Origin of the sequence: Nocardia sp. CC213A (assembly GCF_030766805.1) — a bacterium.
In the GTDB taxonomy this organism is placed as follows: Bacteria; Actinomycetota; Actinomycetes; order Mycobacteriales; family Mycobacteriaceae; genus Nocardia; species Nocardia otitidiscaviarum.
Genome location: NZ_JASFXA010000001.1, coordinates 672,786 through 689,459 on the forward strand (window position 1 = coordinate 672,786; position 16,674 = coordinate 689,459).

A 16,674-nucleotide genomic window follows, 5' to 3' on the forward strand; every position below is an offset into this window, starting at 1 on the left:
TAGTATCGGTTTCACATTGCAACCGCTTGGGAGGGTTCATGACCGCGACGCCGCGTTCCGACCACCGGTGGACCGATCCCACCTGCCCCGTCGCCCGGACCGTCGATCTGGTGGGTGATCGGTGGTGCCTGCTGATCGTGCGCGACGCCATGGACGGCGCCGCGACCTTCACCGAGTTCCAGCGACGCCTCGGCATCGCCCGCAACATCCTCACCGACCGCCTGCGCAGACTCGTCGACCACGGCGTTCTCACCACGAGCACCGCGCCCGGCGGCAAGCGGCACAGCTATGCGCTCACCTCCGCCGGACAGGATCTGTTCACCGTCGTGGTGGCGCTGCGGCAGTGGGGCGAGCGGCATGCCTTCGACAGCGGGGAGGCTCACTCGACACTGGTGGACCTCGACGGTGGAGCGGTCGCGCCGCTGCGGGCGGAGAACGCGGCGGGCGTCCCGGTGTCCGCGGCGACCACCCGGGTGCGCAAGGTGGGTGAGCGCGCCGAGTGAGCGCGGCACGCCGAGTGACGCATCCGCCGTGGCTCCCACTCCGAAGTACCGACCGACGTCAGTATGGGGTGGGAGTTCCAGAGCACCACCGGTCGATTCGAGGGAGTTTCACCATGATGAACCGTCTTCGCCCGCACCGCCGGACGCTGTCCATCGGCTCCGCGGTCCTGCTCACCGCCGCGGGACTGGCCGCCATGGCGGCACCCGCCTCGGCCGCGGGCGTGGGCTGCCGCATCGACCGGCCGAGTATCGACAGCGTCACCTTCACCTGCCCGGACGACGTCTGGTATGTGGGCATCGTGCGCTGCCTCGGTTCCCGCGCCGTCGGCCACGGACAGCAGGCACCCACCTTCATCGTCAGCGATTCCGCCCGCCCGTTCGCCCCCATGACCCTCACCTGCAACGGCGAATCCAAGCGCGGCATCGCCCTCGACGCCTGGACCGACGGCGTCTGACCGCCGCACGCCGCCCCGGCGACGGCCGCCCACACGTTCCCACCCGCCGCGACCACAGCGGATCAGCCGACGGGTGGGGCGAGTGAGCCGTACGGCCGGACCCCCGCCGCCCCGGCGTCGTCGCCCGAATCGTCGGACCCCAGCGTGGCGGCGCGGACGCCGCCACCACGGCGCGGGCTCGAGCAGCGTGACAGCGGACCCGACCAGCATGGCGTGGGTTCGACCAGCATGGCGATTGGCGAGGGCGAGCATGGCGATTGGCGCGGGTGAGCATGGCGATTGGCGCGGGCAGCATGGCGATTGGCGTGGGTGAGCATGGCGATTGGCGCGGGCAGCATGACGATTGGCGCGGGCGAGCATGGCGTTGGACAGGACCGGCATGACGGCGAATTCGGGCGTGGCGGCCGCTGCCGGTGGTGATGCTCCCGCGCACCGCGGCGGTCGACGGCCCGGAAGCGCGACGGCACAGGGTCGTGGCCGCCCGACGTCCGCGGCGACGACCTAGCGCACGGCCGCGGCCAGTGCGGGTGCGAGGTCGCCGCGCTCCCCCACCTCGATCGTGTCGAGTTCGAGCCAGTCGGCCATCTCGCGCAGTGATTTGGCGAGTTCGGCCGCGATGCGCGCGGTGTCGCGGCCCGGCTCGGTGAAGGCGCCGGGGGCCAGGAGGCGGCCGGTGGCGCGTTCGGCGCGCAGGTCGACGCGGCCGACGAGTTCGCCGTCCAGGAGGAAGGGGAAGACGTAGTAGCCGTGGACGCGTTTGTGGGCCGGGGTGTAGATCTCGATGCGGTAGTGGAAATCGAAGAGGCGTTCGGTGCGGGGGCGGAAGAAGATGAGCGGATCGAAGGGGCACAGCAGGGCCGCGCCGGTGACGCGGCGCGGGGTGCGGGCGGTGTGGTGCAGGTAGGCGGGTTTGTCCCACCCCGCGACCGCGACCTGTTCGAGTTCGCCCGCGTCGAGGAGATCGGCGATGGCGGGTTCGGTCTGGCGGCGGGTGAGGCGGTAGTAGTCGCGTAGGTCGGTTTCGGTGCCGATGCCGTGCGCGGCGGCGGCCCGGCGCACGAGTTCGCGCACCGCGTCGGCCTCATCGATCCGCCGCGCCAGCACATCGGCGGGGAGGACGCGTTCGGTGAGATCGTAGTAGCGCTGGAAGCCGACGCGCTTGTCCACCGACACCTCACCGGAGGCGAACAGCGCCTCGCAGACCACCTTGGTGTCGCTGTAGTTCCAGCCCCAATGATCCTTGGCCCGTGGGCGATCCAGCTCCAGATGCTTCTCCACCTCACCGGCCGTGCACGCCCCGAATTCGCGGAGGACCCCGAGCACGTCGTCGGCCAGTGTCGGATTGCGCGCGAACACCTGCTGCGCCCCGCCCCAGCGGCCGTTGCGGTACTGCTCCATCCGCCACCGCAGGAGCGGCCAGTCCTCGACCGGCAGCAGCGCGGCCTCGTGCGCCCAGTACTCGACCAGCCGCCGCGGCCTGCGGGCGGTGTGGCTCCAGGCCGTCGCGTCCAACAGTTCCCGGTCGTAGCCGCCGATCCGGCTGAACACCGGGGCGTAGTGGGCGCGCACGGTCGCCGACACCGAATCCAGTTGCAGCAGTCGCGTGTGCTCCAGGGCGCGCAGCACGGTACGGCGGGTGGGCGTGCCGGTGGGCCGGGCGGCGGCGAAACCCTGTGCGGCGAGGGCGATACGGCGGGCGGTGGCGACGGTCATGGGCACAGATCGCCACCTTGCCACGCCCCACCGACATCTTCGCTCCGGCAATCCCTTCCCGCGTCATTACCACCGGGGCTAACCTGGTCCGATACAGTCGTGTATCGAACTTCTACGACCGAGGACAGGGCATGATCGAGAATCCGGATGTGATCGTGGTCGGCGCCGGGCTGGCCGGCCTCGTGACCACCTACGAGCTGGTCCAGGCGGGCCGCCGGGTGCTGGTGCTGGACCAGGAGAACCGAGCCAATCTGGGCGGACAGGCGTTCTGGTCGCTGGGCGGACTGTTCCTGGTGGACACCCCCGAGCAGCGACGGCTCGGGGTCAAGGATTCACTCGAACTGGCCTGGCAGGACTGGCAGGGCGCGGCCGGATTCGACCGCGCGGACGAGGACCACTGGGCCCGGCAGTGGGCGCGCGCCTACGTCGAGTTCGCGGCCACCGAGAAGCGCCGGTACCTGCACGACCTCGGCCTGCGGGTGACCCCGCTGGTGGGTTGGGCCGAACGCGGCGGCGCGACCGCCGACGGCCACGGCAATTCGGTGCCGCGCTTCCATCTCACCTGGGGCACCGGCCCCGAAGTGGTGCGTGTCTTCGCCGAACCGGTGCTGGCGGCCGAGCGCCGCGGCCAGGTGGGATTCGCCTTCCGGCACCGGGTGGACGATCTCGTGGTGAGCGACGACGCCGTCACCGGCGTGCGCGGCAGCCTGCTCGCCCCGAGCGATGCCGAGCGCGGCGTGGCCTCGTCACGAGAGGTGGTGGGCGAGTTCGAGTTCCACGCCAAGGCGGTGGTCATCACCTCCGGCGGCATCGGTCACAATCACGAACTGATCCGCCGCAACTGGCCCACCGATCGGCTCGGGCCCTGCCCCGAGCACATGATCTCCGGCGTCCCAGCGCATGTGGACGGCCGCATGCTGGCCATCACCGAGGCCGCGGGCGGCCGCATCGTGAACCGGGATCGCATGTGGCACTACACCGAGGGCATCCACAACTGGGATCCGGTCTGGCCCGACCACGCCATCCGCATCATCCCCGGCCCCTCCTCGCTGTGGTTCGACGCCACCGGAAAGCGGCTGCCCGCACCGTGTTTCCCCGGTTTCGACACCAATGCCACCATGAAGGAGATCCTGTCCACCGGCTACGACTACTCCTGGTTCGTCCTCACCCAGTCGATCATCGAGAAGGAGTTCGCGCTCTCCGGTTCCGAGCAGAACCCCGACATCACCGGCAAGGATCTCAAACTCACCCTCAAGAGCCGGGTCGCCAAGGGCGCACCGGGGCCGGTGGAGGCGTTCAAACGACACGGCGCGGACTTCGTCGTCGCCGACACCCTGGCCGAACTCGTGCAGGGTATGAACAAGATCGCCCGGGGACCGCAGCTCGATCTCGCCGACCTGGAACGCCAGATCGTCGCCCGCGACCGGGATATCGAGCACAAGTTCAGCAAGGACGCCCAGTTGATGGCGATCGGCAATGCGCGGCGCTATCTCGGCGACAAACTGGGTCGAGTGGCGACCCCACACCGCATCCTCGATCCCGCGCACGGCCCGCTCATCGCGGTGCGGTTGAACATCCTCACCCGAAAGACGTTGGGCGGCTTGCAGACCGATCTCGACTCACAGGTCCTGCGCCCGGACGGCACCCCATTCCCCGGGCTGTACGCGGCCGGTGAGGTGGCGGGCTTCGGTGGCGGCGGCGTGCACGGGTACAACGCCCTGGAGGGCACCTTCCTCGGCGGCTGTATCTTCTCGGGCCGGGCCGCCGGGCGGGCGCTGGCCCGCACCCTGTCCTGATCGTCGCGGCCGATACCCGAACCGGCCGCCGCACAGCCGATCGAGCGACGGCGCGACCCGATCACGGTCGGGCGCGCCGTCCGGCGCACCGGGGTCGACTCAGGATGTGGCGGCGAACCAGGCGTAGACGTCGCGCCGCAGCAGCAGCGCGAGTACGACGCCCGAGGCCATGATGCCGGCGAGCACGATGAACGGCCCTACCCCCGTGGGCAATTCGGTCGAGAACAGCGTGAACACCCCCAGGAAGGTCTGCAGGCTCGATACCGCCAGCGCACCGATCCACACCCGGCGCGAGCGAATGCCGAAGAGCACCGCCATCGCCCCGGTCAGCCAGGCGGCGAAGAAGTGCCCGCCGCTGCCGAGTACCGAGAGCACGCCCTCGGGAATGGCGAGCAGGCAGTGCAGCACGGCGAAACCCGCCGTGGCCCAGGCCGCGTAGCGGGCCTCACGCACCTTCGCGGGCACCTCGGCGCGCAATGCGTCGCCGATCTCGGAACGATCACGGAGCGCGATCCCCAGTGCGCCGGAGACACGCTCGAAAAACGCTGCGGGAGTACCCTTGTCCGCATCGGTCGAATCGGCTTCCACCTCATCGACGACAGCCGAATGCGCAGTCACAGCTACTCCTCATCGAGCATCCATCCATTGCGCGCCCCCTGCGAACGCGCATTCCGACGCTAACCAACGGTTTCGATATCCGACAATCGCGGCGGCGAAGTTATGACCATGGCCACAGCCCGGCCTCACTGTGTTCCAGCACACAGGGCGGCCGCGCACGATTATCGTGCGCGGCCGCGAAAAGCACAGGTCCCGAGCTGTTTTCGCCCGGCCTGCCGGAAACCGGCGAGATTACTTGTCGTCCAGCGGAATCGGTGGCAGCACCGGATATTCACCGGTGTACCCGGCGCGCTCCGCGGCGATGGCCAACACCCGCCTGCGGGCGACGAGCCAGCCGACAGCGAGCGCCGGAACGATGATGGCCAGGCTGGCGACGGTCCAGGTGCCGACCGGGTAGTCGAAGGCCATGAGCACCAGCACACCGACCAGGAAGGCCAGGGTGGCGATGCCGGTCCAGGGCGCGCCGATCATCCGGAACGCCGGGCGCTCGGCGCGCCCCTCCTGCGACCAGCGGTACAACTTGAGCTGACACAGCACGATGGTGGCCCACGAGGCCAGAATTCCCAGCGACGCCACATTCAGCACGATTTCGAATGCCTGCGACGGCACGACGTAATTCAGCCAGATGCCGAACAGCGCGATACAACTGGTGAGCAGAATGCCGCCGTAGGGCACACCGCTGCGGGACATGCGCGCGGTGAAAGTCGGCGCACTGCCGTTCATGGCCATGGAACGCAGAATGCGCCCGGTCGAATAGAGTCCGGCATTGAGCGAGGACAGCGCGGCGGTGAGCACCACGAAGTTCATGATCGAACCCATGTGCGCCACACCGAGTTTGCCGAAGAACGTGACGAACGGGCTTTCGCCCGCCTGGTATGCGGTATACGGCAGCAGCAGGGCCAGCAGAATCACCGACCCGCAGTAGAACACCGCGATGCGCATGATGACCGAATTGATGGCGCGCGGCATGATCTTGGCCGGATTCTCGGTCTCACCGGCGGCGATACCCACCATTTCCACGGCGGCGTAGGCGAATACGACGCCGGAGGTGACCGTGATGAGCGGCAGCACGCCGGTCGGGAACCAGCCGCCCGCGGCTTCGACCATGCCGAACCCGGTGGGCTGGCCGTCGACCTCGAAGCGGCCCGCGAAGAAGATGGTGCCCACCACCAGGAAGCTGACCAGGGCGGCCACCTTGATCATGGCGGCCCAGAACTCCATCTCGCCGAACCACTTCACCGACACCAAATTGATGCCCAGCACGATGAGCAGCGCGCCGAGCGCCAGCACCCACTGCGCGACGGGCTGGAACGGCCCCCAATAGTGCAGATAGGTCGCGATGGCGGTGGTGTCGACAATGCCGGTCATGGACCAGTTCAGGAAATACATCCACCCGGCGACGAAAGCCGCCTTCTCCCCGAAGAATTCCCGCGCATAGGAGACGAAGGACCCCGACGACGGTCGGTGCAGCACCAACTCGCCGAGCGCCCGCAGAATGAAGAAGACGAAAATGCCGCAGACCAGGTAGACCAGGAACAGCGACGGTCCGGCGCTGTGCAGGCGACCGCCCGCACCGAGGAACAGGCCGGTGCCGATGGCGCCGCCGATGGCGATCATCTGCAACTGCCGCGGCTTGAGGCTCTTGTGATAGCCGGAGTCCTCCGCCGTGAGGTTGGTGGCCTGTGTCCGGATCTCGGTCATACGCCGGTTAACCCTCCGCAATCGTGTAGTGAGGCGTTGTGACGATACCTTGCCATTTACTGAGCACCACATCGCTGTCCCGACCGGGGCGGATGACGGTTCCAGCGGCATTTCGACGGTTCGCCACCTACCTGTCTTACAGGTTGCTTCGAGGACGCTCAACTTTGACCTCCCCCGACAGGGCACGCTTATTCGCCATCCGCCGCGAAAGCCCCGTCCACCGCGCCGCCCGGCGTTAGAGTCCGATCATGAGGCGTACGCGGAACTGGAGCGGCGCGGCCGCCGCCCTATTGCTCCTGCTCGGATTGGTCACGGCCTGTACGACCGGCCCGGAGAACGAGGCCGACGGCACCTGTGTGACGAGTGCCAACGGCACCCCGCTGACCGCCCGCGCCGCGCCCGGCGCGACCACCACGAATCTGAGCACCAATCCCGAGATCGCGTCCGGCTATCGCACCGGGATGACGCCGGTGCGCACGGCGACGTTCTCCGTCTCCACCGCCAATCCGCTCGCCACCGACGCGGCCTGCCGGGTGCTGCGTGACGGCGGCACCGCGGCCGATGCCCTGATCGCGGCGCAGACCGTGCTGGGGCTGGTGGAACCGCAGGCGTCGGGGATCGGCGGCGGGGCGTTCCTGCTCTACTACGACGCCGCCACCGGGGCCGTGGACGCCTACGACGGCCGTGAGACCGCGCCCGCGGCGGCCACCGAGAACTATCTGCGCTGGATCAGCGAGACCGATCGCACCGAACCGCAGCCGTCCACCCGCGCCAGCGGGCGTTCCATCGGCACCCCGGGCGTGCTGCGCATGCTGGAGCTGGCCCATCGCGAGCACGGCAAACAGTCGTGGCGGGAGCTGTTCGATCCCGCCATCGCCCTGGCCGATCAGGGCTTCGCCATCAGCCCCCGGTTGGCGGGCCAGATCGCGGAGTCGGCGGACGATCTGGCCCGCGACGAGAATGCCCGCGCGTACTTCCTGCAGCCCGACGGCAGCCCCAAACCCGCGGGCACCAACCTCACCAATCCCGCGATGGCCAAGACGCTCAACGCGATTGCCGCCGACGGCGCGGAAGCGTTCTACACCGGTGCCATCGCCGCCGATATCGTGGACGCGGTGGCCTCGACCGACGGCGGCCGCACCCCGGGTCTGATGTCGCTGGCGGATCTGGCCGGATATCAGCCGAAGAAGCGCACCGTCCTGTGCACGCCCTATCGCGAGCACATCGTGTGCGGTTTCCCCAACCCGTCCTCGGGCGGCATCACCGTGGCCGCCACCCTGGGCATCCTGTCGAATTTCGACCTGGCCGCCCTGGGGCCCGACCAGCTCGACGGCGGGGATGCCGCGCTCGACGGCGGCAAGCCGAAAGCCGAAGCGGTGCACCTGATCTCCGAGGCCGAACGGCTCGCCTACGCCGACCGGAACAAGTACATCGCGGATTCGGATTTCGTGCCGCTGCCCGGCAATACCCCGCAGACCCTGGTGAATCCGGACTATCTGCGGCAGCGGGCCGGTCTCATCGACCCGGGCCGCAGCATGGGCACCGCACAGCCCGGCGATTTCGGACCGGTCCCGCTCGGCACCGGCCCCCAGCCGCCCGAGCACGGCACCAGCCACATCTCCGTCATCGACAGCTACGGCAACGCCGCGTCCATGACCACCACGGTCGAATCCGCCTTCGGCTCTTTCCATCTCGTCGACGGCTTCATCCTCAACAACCAGCTCACCGACTTCGCCGCCGACCCGCTCGGCGAGGACGGACTCCCGGTGGCCAACAGCATCGACGCCGGGAAGCGCCCCCGCAGCTCCATGGCCCCCACCCTGGTCTTCGACCGCGCCGCCGACGGCGAGCGCGGACGGCTCACCCACGTCACCGGCTCCCCCGGCGGCTCCCTCATCATCCAGTTCGTGGTGAAAACCCTGGTGGCCATGCTGGATTGGGGACTGGATCCGCAGCAGGCCGTCTCGGCGGTCGATTTCGGCGCGGGCAACACCCCCACCACCAATGTCGGCGGCGAGCATCCGGCCGTCGACGCCGACGCCGACGGCGACAACGACCCGCTCGTCCAACGCCTGCGCGAACTCGGCCACACCGTGTCGGTGGCACAGCAGACCAGCGGCCTGTCCGCGCTGACCCGAGACGGCGACGGCTGGATCGGCGGCACCGATCCCCGCCGCGAGGGCGCGGTCATGGGCGACAACCGCTGACCGGGCGCGGCACACCGGTCACGCCGTCACCCGCGCTCGTGCGCAATCGATGGCGGCCGTGGTGGTATCGAAGATCCGTTCACCGGCGGGCAATGCCCCCACCGCCGCCAGCCGACGCCGGTGATCGGGGCGCAGCCCCGACAGCAGTACGGTGATGCCGCGGTGCTCGAGCTTCCCGACGGCATCGGCGAGCACCAGCGCGCCGGTGCTGTCCAGCGAGGTCAGATGCGCCATCCGGAGCACCACCACCTGGACGTCGGCGACCTCGGCCAGTTCCAGCAGGAAGCGGTGCGCGGTCGCGAAGAACAGCGGCCCCTCCAGGCGGTAGGCGACGATGTGGTCGTGCAGCAGTGCGTGCTCCTCCGCGAGGTGGTCGGAATCGTCCAGCGGCACCTGCGACAGCCGGGCCTCGCGGGCGATCGACCGCAGTGCCAGTATCGCGGCGATGCCGACGCCGACCGCCACGGCGGTGATCAGATCGAGTGCGACCGTCACCGCGAAGGTGGCCGCCATGATGACCGCGTCGCCGCGCGAGGCGCGGGCGATGGCGGCCAGCGAGGCGGTCTCCACCATGCGCACGGTGGTGGCCAGCAGCACTCCGGCCAAGGCCGCCACCGGAATTCGCTCCACCAGCGGCGCGGCGGCGTACACGATGCCCGCCAGGATGAGGGCGTGGGTGAGCGCGGCCAGCCGGGTCCGCGCCCCGGAGCGCACGTTCACCGCCGTCCGGGCGATGGCCCCGGTGGCCGGGACGCCGCCGAACAGCGGGGCCGCGATATTGGCGAGCCCCTGCCCGAGCAGTTCGCGATCCGGATCGTGCCGGGTGCCGACCGCCATGGCGTCGGCGGCCGTCGCCGACAGCAGCGATTCCAGCGCCGCGAGCGCGGCGACCGCCACGGCGGGTGCGAGCAGTGCGCCGAGCCGATCCGGATCGACGAATTCGAGTGTGGGAGCGGCCAATCCGGCGGGCAGCGCACCGATGCGGATGATGTCCAGGTGCGTCCACTCGGCCACCAGCGTCGCCCCGCCGACCGCGGCCAGCGCGAACGGCAGCTTGGGCAGATGCCGGCCGCCCAGCAGGATCACCGCCGCGACCACCACCGCCGTCACCGGCGCGGCCGCCACCGGATGCGCGGCGAACGCGCGCACCGCCGCGACGGCGACCTGCCACACCCGCTCACCGTCGAGTTCGCCGACGCCAAGCGCGGAGGGCACCTGCTGCAATGCGATCACCACCGCGATTCCGGCGGTGAAGCCCTCGATCACCGGTGCCGGGACGAAGCGCACCGCCCGCCCGACCCCGGCCGCGGCCATGGCGACCAACAGCAGGCCCGCCAGCAGGCCGACCATGAGGACGCCCGACGCGCCGTGCTGGTGCGCGATGGGCACCAGCACGACGGTCATGGCCCCGGTGGGACCCGATACCTGGAAGCGGGAGCCGCCGAACACCGCGGCGAGTGCGCCCGCGATGACCGCGGTGGCCAGCCCCGCCGCCGCGCCGAGTCCGGAGCTGATCCCGAAACCCAGCGCCAACGGCAATGCCACCAGCGCGACGATCAATCCCGCCAGCAGGTCCGCACCGGGAGCTTTCACGGCCGGAGCCCAATCCGATCGGACCGGGAGCAGCGACCGCACGGTCAGTTCACCGTGGCGTCGTCGCCGCGATAGTCGGCCAGGCGCAGCTTCAGCGCCGCGAGCTGTTCACGCAACGGCTCGGGCAGCCGGTTGCCGCCGATGGTGGCGTACCACTCGTCGATCAGCCGTAGCTCGGCCACCCACTCCCGCGTGTCGACGGCCAGCGCGGCGGACACCCGATCGCGGTGCACCGCGTCGAGTCCGTCCAGGTTCAGCGCGTCGGCGGTGGGCAGGTAGCCGATGGGCGTGGTCACCGCGTCGGCGGTGCCGTCGAGACGTTCCAGCGCCCACTGCAACACCCGCACGTTGTCGCCGAACCCCGGCCAGAGGAAAGCTCCTTCGTCGCTGCGCCGGAACCAGTTCACCTGGAAGATCTTCGGCAGCCGCGCCCCCTCCCGCTGTGCCAGCGACAGCCAGTGCGCGAAGTAGTCGCCCACGTGGTAGCCGAGGAAGGGCAGCATGGCCATGGGGTCGCGGCGCACCACGCCGACGGCGCCGGTGGCCGCCGCGGTGGTCTCCGACGAGAGCACCGAGGCGAGGAAGACCCCGTGCGTCCAGTCGAACGATTCGGTCACCAGCGGCACGGTGCTCGCGCGCCGCCCGCCGAAGAAGATGGCCGAGATGGGCACCCCCGCCGGATCGTCCCACTCGGGTGCCACCGAGGGGCACTGTTCGATCGGCGTGCAGTAGCGCGAATTGGGATGTGCCGCCGGGGTTTCGCTCTCCGGGGTCCAGTCCCGCCCGCGCCAGTCGACGAGGTGGGCGGGCGGCTCGTCGGTCATGCCCTCCCACCACACCTCCCCGTCGTCGGTGCGCGCCACATTGGTGAAGATGGAATTGCCGCGCGCGATGGTGGCCATGGCGTTGGGGTTGGTGCGCGCGCCGGTTCCCGGTGCGACACCGAAGAATCCGGACTCGGGGTTCACCGCGTACAACCGCCCGTCGGCCCCGAATCGCAGCCAGGCGATGTCGTCGCCGACGGTTTCCGCCCGCCAGCCCGGCAGCGCGGGCTCCAGCATAGCGAGGTTGGTCTTGCCGCAAGAGGATGGGAAGGCCGCGGCAACGTAGTGCGTCTTCCCTTGCGGCGACGTGAGTTTCAGGATGAGCATGTGCTCGGCCAGCCAGCCTTCGTCGCGTCCCAGCACCGAGGCGATGCGCAGCGCGAAGCACTTCTTGCCCAGCAGGGCGTTGCCGCCGTAGCCGGAGCCGTAGCTCCAGATGGTGCGCGTCTCCGGGAAGTGCGCGATGTATTTGGTCCGGTCGCACGGCCACGGCATATCCGGCTGTCCGGCGGCCAGCGGAGCGCCGACAGAGTGCAGACATTTCACGAAGTCCCGAGTGTCGGTGAGCCGTTCCCAGACCGGCGTGCCGGAGCGGGTCATGATCCGCATGGAGACCGCGACATAGGCCGAATCGGTGATCTGCACACCGTATTTCGGCTCGCCGGCGTCGAGCGGCCCCATGCAGAAGGCGATCACGTACAGGGTCCGTCCGGCCATCGCGCCCCGGTAGTGCTCGGTCATGACGGTGCGCATGTCCACCGGGTCCATCCAGTTGTTGGTGGGACCGGCATCGGATTCGCGCTCGGAGCAGATGAAGGTGCGATCCTCCACGCGGGCGACGTCCTCGGGGTCGGAGGCGCACCAGAAGGAGTTGGGGATGGCCGACAGCGGTACGAAGGTGCCGCGCCGCACCAGTTCGGCGGTGAGCCGATCCCATTCCGCCGCGGAGCCGTCACACCAGACCACGTGATCGGGCGCGGTGAGCGCGACGACCTCGCCCACCCAGTCGAGGATGCCGCGGTGCGTGGTCGGCGCGGCCGACACGAAGGCGGGGAGGACGGTCAACGGAATCTCCTTCGAATGTGACTAGGTAGGTAGTTGCGCAACTATGCAACCAGCGGATACGGCAGTGCGCGTCGGGACGACCGGGACAGTGACTAGGCCGGTGGCTCGAGCAGTTCGGCTTGGCCCGCCACCACACCGGTCAGGATGGCTCTGGCGGTGGCGAGGAGCTGGGCGACCTCGGGCGAGGTCAGGGAGTAGGTGACCGACAGGCCCTCGCGTCGGGCGGTAACCAGACCGGCCCGGCGCAGGATCGACAACTGCTGGGAGAGGTTGGCGGGTTCCACCCCGACCTCGGGCAGCATTTCGGAGACCGCGTGCTCACGCTCGCTGAGCAGTTCGAGCACACGGATGCGCACGGGGTGTCCGAGCGTTTTGAAGAAGTCCGCTTTCATCTGGTACAGCGGCCTTTTCAGTCCTGGCACTTCCGAACCAATCCTTCCGCTGGTGGCGGTATCGGCGCGGACGACCGACCTGCTGTTTGCAGAGTTTAGCAAACAGCCGAAACAGCGATCAGCCGGGCGGGGCCGCCGAGTACTTCGCCCCCAGCTCCCGGAAGCGGTCCATGGCGGCGACCGCGCGCTCACCGTCATTGGCGCGGATGGCGAGAATCGGCACGTAGTCGTCGTCGACCAGCTCCAGCCGCGGCCACGCCTTCTTGTCCGGAAACGACACCCCGCGAATGTCCTGCCACCGGAATTCGCTGTCGCCCACGATATTGCGCACCACCACACCGCGCGGGCCGACGCGCAGCCGGGGCCGGGTCAGCAACAGCACGCCGCCCCCGAGCAGCAGGCCGATGGCCACCACCGCCACCTGGTCCACCACCCGGAAGTTGACGCCGGTGGAGCCGTTGCGCAGGAAGACGCCCGCCACACCGAACACGACGACCAGGATGGCCGCCACGATCCGCGCATTGCGCGTCGACCGGCGGGGCCGCACCTCGAGATCCCACCCGGCGGCGGTGTGCGATGAGGTGGCTGTTTCGGATGTCGCGGGCACGGGTGCCGACTCCTCGGAGCTCGTCTCGGATCGCGGTGACGCGGAGCCGGATGCGGGTGGCGCGGAGCCTGGCTCCGCCGACGCCCCATCGGGTTCAAACGACGCCCCATCAGGTCCCAGCGGCGCGCCATCGGCTCCCAGCGACGTGCCATCGGGTTCAGGCGACGCGGTCCCAGGCCCTGTCGACTCCGCGCCGGCGGCGGAACCACCGGTCGCCGCCCCGCCCTCGCGTCGCGACCCGGCCGCCGATTCGCCTGTCGTGGAACGATCCTCGCGCTCGGGTCGGCGCGGCGGCTCCTCGCCGCCGCGCCGCCAGATCCGTACGACCGGCATGGACTAGACGGTCTGGCGCAGGGCGCGCAGGGTGAGCGCGGCGTCGAGGGCCGCGGCCGCGGCCTGTTCGCCCTTGTTCTCGCTCGCCCCGGGCAGCCCCGCCCGGTCGAGCGCCTGCTGCTCGGTGTTCACCGTGAGCACGCCATTGGTGACCGGGGTGCTCTCGTCCAGCGACACCCGGGTGAGCCCGGCGGTCACCGCATCGCACACGTACTCGAAATGCGGTGTCTCCCCACGGATCACGACCCCGAGCGCGACCACCGCGTCATGCGAGCGGGCCAGCGCCTGCGCCACCACCGGCAGTTCCATCGCGCCCGCGCAGCGCACCACGGTGATCTCGGCGGTCCCGGCCTCGCGCGCGGTCCGCTCCGCGTTGGCGACCAGGGCGTCGCAGATCTCGGTGTGCCAGCGCGACGCGACGATGGCCAGCTTCAGGTCCTTGGCGTCCGAGAGCTCGAACGTCGGAACCCCGCCTCCACTCAACGGTTCTCCACCTCTTCTCGTCGAAGCTTCTTGTCGAAGCCGCTGTATCGAAAGGTCGCGCCTACTGCGCGGTTTCGCCGAGATCCAGATCGTCCAGGCCGATCAGGTCGTGGCCCATGCGGTCGCGCTTGGTGCGCAGATACCGCAGATTGTGCTGATTCGCGCGCACCGGCATGGCCACCCGCTCGGTGATGGACAGACCGTACCCCTCCAACCCGGCGCGCTTGGTCGGATTGTTGGTCAGCAGTCGCATGGAGCTGATGCCGAGGTCGGCGAGGATCTGCGCGCCGGTGCCGTAGTCGCGGGCGTCGGCGGGTAGGCCCTGGTCCAGATTGGCGTCAACGGTGTCGAGCTGCTTCTCGTCCTGGATCTGATACGCCTGCAGCTTGTGCATGAGGCCGATGCCGCGGCCCTCGTGCCCGCGCATGTACAGCACCACGCCGCGGCCCTCCTCGGCCACGATCCCGAGGGCGGCGTGGAGCTGCGGACCGCAGTCACAGCGCAGCGAGCCGAACACGTCGCCGGTGAGGCATTCGGAGTGCACGCGCACCAGCACGTCCTCCCCCAGCCCGTTCGCACCCGGGATATCGCCCATGACCAGCGCGACGTGTTCGGTGTTGTCGTATTCGCTCTTGTACCCGATGGCGCGGAAATCACCGAACTCGGTGGGAATGCGGGCCTCGGCCACGCGCTCCACATGCTTCTCGTGGCGGCGCCGCCAGGCGATCATGTCGGCGATGGAGATGAGCGCGAGGTCGTGCTCGTCGGCGAAGATGCGCAGTTCCTCGGTGCGGGCCATATCGCCCTCATTCTTCTGCGAGACGATCTCGCAGATGACGCCGGCGGGGCTCAGCCCGGCCATGCGCGACAGATCCACGGCGGCCTCGGTGTGGCCGGGGCGGCGCAGTACGCCACCGTCCTTGGCGCGCAGGGGGACCACGTGTCCGGGGCGGGTGAGGTCCTCGGCCCTGGCCTGCGGATCGGCCAGCACCCGCATGGTGGTGGCGCGGTCGGCGGCCGAGATGCCGGTGCTGATGCCCTCGCGCGCGTCCACGGACACGGTGTAGGCGGTGCCGTGCTTGTCCTGGTTGACCGCGTACATGGGCGGCAGGCCCAGGCGGTCGCAGTCCTCGCCGGTGAGGGGGACGCAGATGTAACCGGAGGTGTAGCGGATCATGAAGGCCACGAGTTCGGGGGTGGCCTTCTCCGCGGCGAAAATGAGGTCGCCCTCGTTCTCCCGGCCCTCGTCGTCGACGACGACGACCGCCTTACCGGCGGCGATATCGGCGACTGCGCGCTCGATGGTGTCGAACCTGGTCACGTCTGCTGTGCTCCATCTCGAATTAGGTGCCTCATTACAGTAAGGCAGCGGCTGTGTCCGATTTGCGCCGCCTCTCGATCAGCGGCACGCCGCGCTCAGCCGCGCGCGATGAGACGTTCGACGTACTTGGCGATGATGTCGACCTCGAGGTTCACGGTGGTGCCGACGGGGGCGGTGCCGAGGGTGGTGAGTTCGCGGGTGGTCGGGATCAGCGAGACTTCGAACCAGTCGGTATTGCCATCGGCGGCGGGGGCGGCGGCGACACCGAGGGCCGACACCGTCAGCGAGATACCGTCCACGGTGATGGAACCCTTCTCCACCACGTAGCGAGCCAGGCTGTCGGGCAGCGAGATTCGCACCACCTCCCAGTTCTGCTGGGGATCGCGGGAGACGACGGTGCCGGTGCCGTCCACATGGCCCTGCACGATATGTCCACCCAGGCGGCTGTCGACCGCGGCGGCCCGCTCCAGGTTCACCCGCGAGCCCACGGTCAGACCGCCGATACTGGACCGGTTCAGCGTCTCCCCCATGACGTCCACGGTGAAGGTGTCACCCTCGACGACCTTGTCGACGACCGTGAGGCAGACACCGTTGACCGCGATCGAATCGCCGTGTCCGGCATCGGAGGTCACCACCGGACCGCGCACCGTGATGCGGGAGGCGTCGCCGCGCTCCTCGACGGCCACGATCTCGCCGAGTTCCTCGACGATGCCTGTGAACATGCCCTTCACTCTCCTCTTGGCCCGATGCCCGCGTGCCGGGTCATCCGCTTGCGCCAACAGCCCGGGCCACCGGGGGATTCCCGGCGGTGGGATGTACCCACTCAGGGTAACGACGCGGAGTCGTAGTCGACACGCGGCCTTGTTCACAGGAGCGTTCGATACCGAAGGTCAGCGACATGACGCGAAATCGGACTGGTCGAGATCGAATTGTCCGAATTACCCAGGCTTTTCCAATTGAAATGCCAGAATTTCCCGTCTTCTCGAATTATCCACCACAACGCAAACGGAAATTTCTACCCAGTTCGCAACTCGCTTACACCAAAATCTTGCGGAGAGAGGAA

General features: G+C 69.2%; 14 protein-coding genes. 4 read left to right on the forward strand and 10 right to left on the reverse strand.

The window, feature by feature from the left end; genetic code table 11:
• The first annotated feature begins 38 nt into the window (after positions 1-38).
• Positions 39-503: a helix-turn-helix domain-containing protein gene (locus QJS31_RS03190; RefSeq protein ID WP_306355881.1), complete on the forward strand. Its 465-nt coding sequence runs from the start codon at positions 39-41 to the stop codon at positions 501-503.
• 113 nt (positions 504-616) lie between these two features.
• Positions 617-958 carry a hypothetical protein gene (locus tag QJS31_RS03195; RefSeq protein WP_039814955.1) on the forward strand — a complete coding sequence of 114 codons (342 nt, stop codon included), beginning with the start codon at positions 617-619 and terminating at the stop codon, positions 956-958.
• Positions 959-1,459: 501 nt separating this feature from the next.
• Here QJS31_RS03195 and QJS31_RS03200 read toward each other — a convergent pair.
• Positions 1,460-2,671, reverse strand: coding sequence for a winged helix-turn-helix domain-containing protein (locus QJS31_RS03200; RefSeq protein ID WP_306355914.1), 1,212 nt, complete (start codon positions 2,669-2,671; stop codon positions 1,460-1,462).
• A 131-nt stretch (positions 2,672-2,802) separates the two neighbouring features.
• Between QJS31_RS03200 and QJS31_RS03205 the strand changes: the two genes are divergently transcribed.
• Positions 2,803-4,467 (forward strand): FAD-binding dehydrogenase, encoded by a 1,665-nt coding sequence (locus tag QJS31_RS03205; protein ID WP_306355882.1) that lies wholly within the window; start codon positions 2,803-2,805, stop codon positions 4,465-4,467.
• Positions 4,468-4,566: 99 nt separating this feature from the next.
• Here QJS31_RS03205 and QJS31_RS03210 read toward each other — a convergent pair whose 3' ends face one another.
• The gene (locus tag QJS31_RS03210; RefSeq protein ID WP_306355883.1) at positions 4,567-5,085 is read right to left on the reverse strand and encodes a hypothetical protein; all 519 of its coding nucleotides are present in this window, start codon (positions 5,083-5,085) and stop codon (positions 4,567-4,569) included.
• 231 nt (positions 5,086-5,316) lie between these two features.
• Positions 5,317-6,786: an amino acid permease gene (locus QJS31_RS03215; protein WP_282786420.1), complete on the reverse strand. Its 1,470-nt coding sequence runs from the start codon at positions 6,784-6,786 to the stop codon at positions 5,317-5,319.
• Between the two features lie 248 nt (positions 6,787-7,034).
• Between QJS31_RS03215 and QJS31_RS03220 the strand changes: the two genes are divergently transcribed.
• Entirely contained in the window at positions 7,035-8,993 is a 1,959-nt protein-coding gene (locus QJS31_RS03220; protein WP_306355884.1) for a gamma-glutamyltransferase family protein, read from the forward strand.
• Between the two features lie 18 nt (positions 8,994-9,011).
• Here the strand turns inward: QJS31_RS03220 and QJS31_RS03225 are convergent, their stop codons facing one another.
• The 7 genes from QJS31_RS03225 to QJS31_RS03255 all read right to left on the reverse strand — a co-directional run bounded on the left by QJS31_RS03225 (position 9,012) and on the right by QJS31_RS03255 (position 16,333).
• A complete protein-coding gene (locus QJS31_RS03225) occupies positions 9,012-10,634 on the reverse strand; it encodes a SulP family inorganic anion transporter (RefSeq protein WP_282785680.1) in 1,623 nt (540 codons plus the stop codon).
• Positions 10,631-12,475, reverse strand: a complete 1,845-nt coding sequence (locus QJS31_RS03230) for a phosphoenolpyruvate carboxykinase (GTP) (protein ID WP_282785678.1) — start codon at positions 12,473-12,475, stop codon at positions 10,631-10,633. Before QJS31_RS03230 ends, QJS31_RS03225 begins: the two co-directional genes overlap by 4 nt.
• A 92-nt stretch (positions 12,476-12,567) precedes the next feature.
• Positions 12,568-12,867 (reverse strand): helix-turn-helix transcriptional regulator, encoded by a 300-nt coding sequence (locus QJS31_RS03235; protein ID WP_029924481.1) that lies wholly within the window; start codon positions 12,865-12,867, stop codon positions 12,568-12,570.
• Between the two features lie 118 nt (positions 12,868-12,985).
• The gene (locus QJS31_RS03240; protein WP_282785677.1) at positions 12,986-13,474 is read right to left on the reverse strand and encodes a PH domain-containing protein; all 489 of its coding nucleotides are present in this window, start codon (positions 13,472-13,474) and stop codon (positions 12,986-12,988) included.
• 336 nt (positions 13,475-13,810) lie between these two features.
• Positions 13,811-14,290, reverse strand: a complete 480-nt coding sequence (gene ribH, locus QJS31_RS03245; protein ID WP_143981492.1) for a 6,7-dimethyl-8-ribityllumazine synthase — start codon at positions 14,288-14,290, stop codon at positions 13,811-13,813.
• Between the two features lie 61 nt (positions 14,291-14,351).
• Positions 14,352-15,611: a bifunctional 3,4-dihydroxy-2-butanone-4-phosphate synthase/GTP cyclohydrolase II gene (locus QJS31_RS03250; protein WP_282785567.1), complete on the reverse strand. Its 1,260-nt coding sequence runs from the start codon at positions 15,609-15,611 to the stop codon at positions 14,352-14,354.
• Positions 15,612-15,706: 95 nt separating this feature from the next.
• On the reverse strand, positions 15,707-16,333 hold the full coding sequence (locus tag QJS31_RS03255; protein ID WP_282785566.1) for a riboflavin synthase: 627 nt from the start codon (positions 16,331-16,333) through the stop codon (positions 15,707-15,709).
• Positions 16,334-16,674 lie beyond the last annotated feature (341 nt).

What these genes read in the sequence shown, in the direction of transcription:
- QJS31_RS03190 (WP_306355881.1), top strand. Translation starts at nt 39, where the DNA reads ATGACCGCGACGCCGCGTTCCGACCACCGGTGGACCGATCCCACCTGC.
- QJS31_RS03195 (WP_039814955.1), top strand. Translation starts at nt 617, where the DNA reads ATGATGAACCGTCTTCGCCCGCACCGCCGGACGCTGTCCATCGGCTCC.
- QJS31_RS03200 (WP_306355914.1), bottom strand. Translation starts at nt 2,671, where the DNA reads ATGACCGTCGCCACCGCCCGCCGTATCGCCCTCGCCGCACAGGGTTTC.
- QJS31_RS03205 (WP_306355882.1), top strand. Translation starts at nt 2,803, where the DNA reads ATGATCGAGAATCCGGATGTGATCGTGGTCGGCGCCGGGCTGGCCGGC.
- QJS31_RS03215 (WP_282786420.1), bottom strand. Translation starts at nt 6,786, where the DNA reads ATGACCGAGATCCGGACACAGGCCACCAACCTCACGGCGGAGGACTCC.
- QJS31_RS03220 (WP_306355884.1), top strand. Translation starts at nt 7,035, where the DNA reads ATGAGGCGTACGCGGAACTGGAGCGGCGCGGCCGCCGCCCTATTGCTC.
- QJS31_RS03235 (WP_029924481.1), bottom strand. Translation starts at nt 12,867, where the DNA reads ATGAAAGCGGACTTCTTCAAAACGCTCGGACACCCCGTGCGCATCCGT.
- QJS31_RS03255 (WP_282785566.1), bottom strand. Translation starts at nt 16,333, where the DNA reads ATGTTCACAGGCATCGTCGAGGAACTCGGCGAGATCGTGGCCGTCGAG.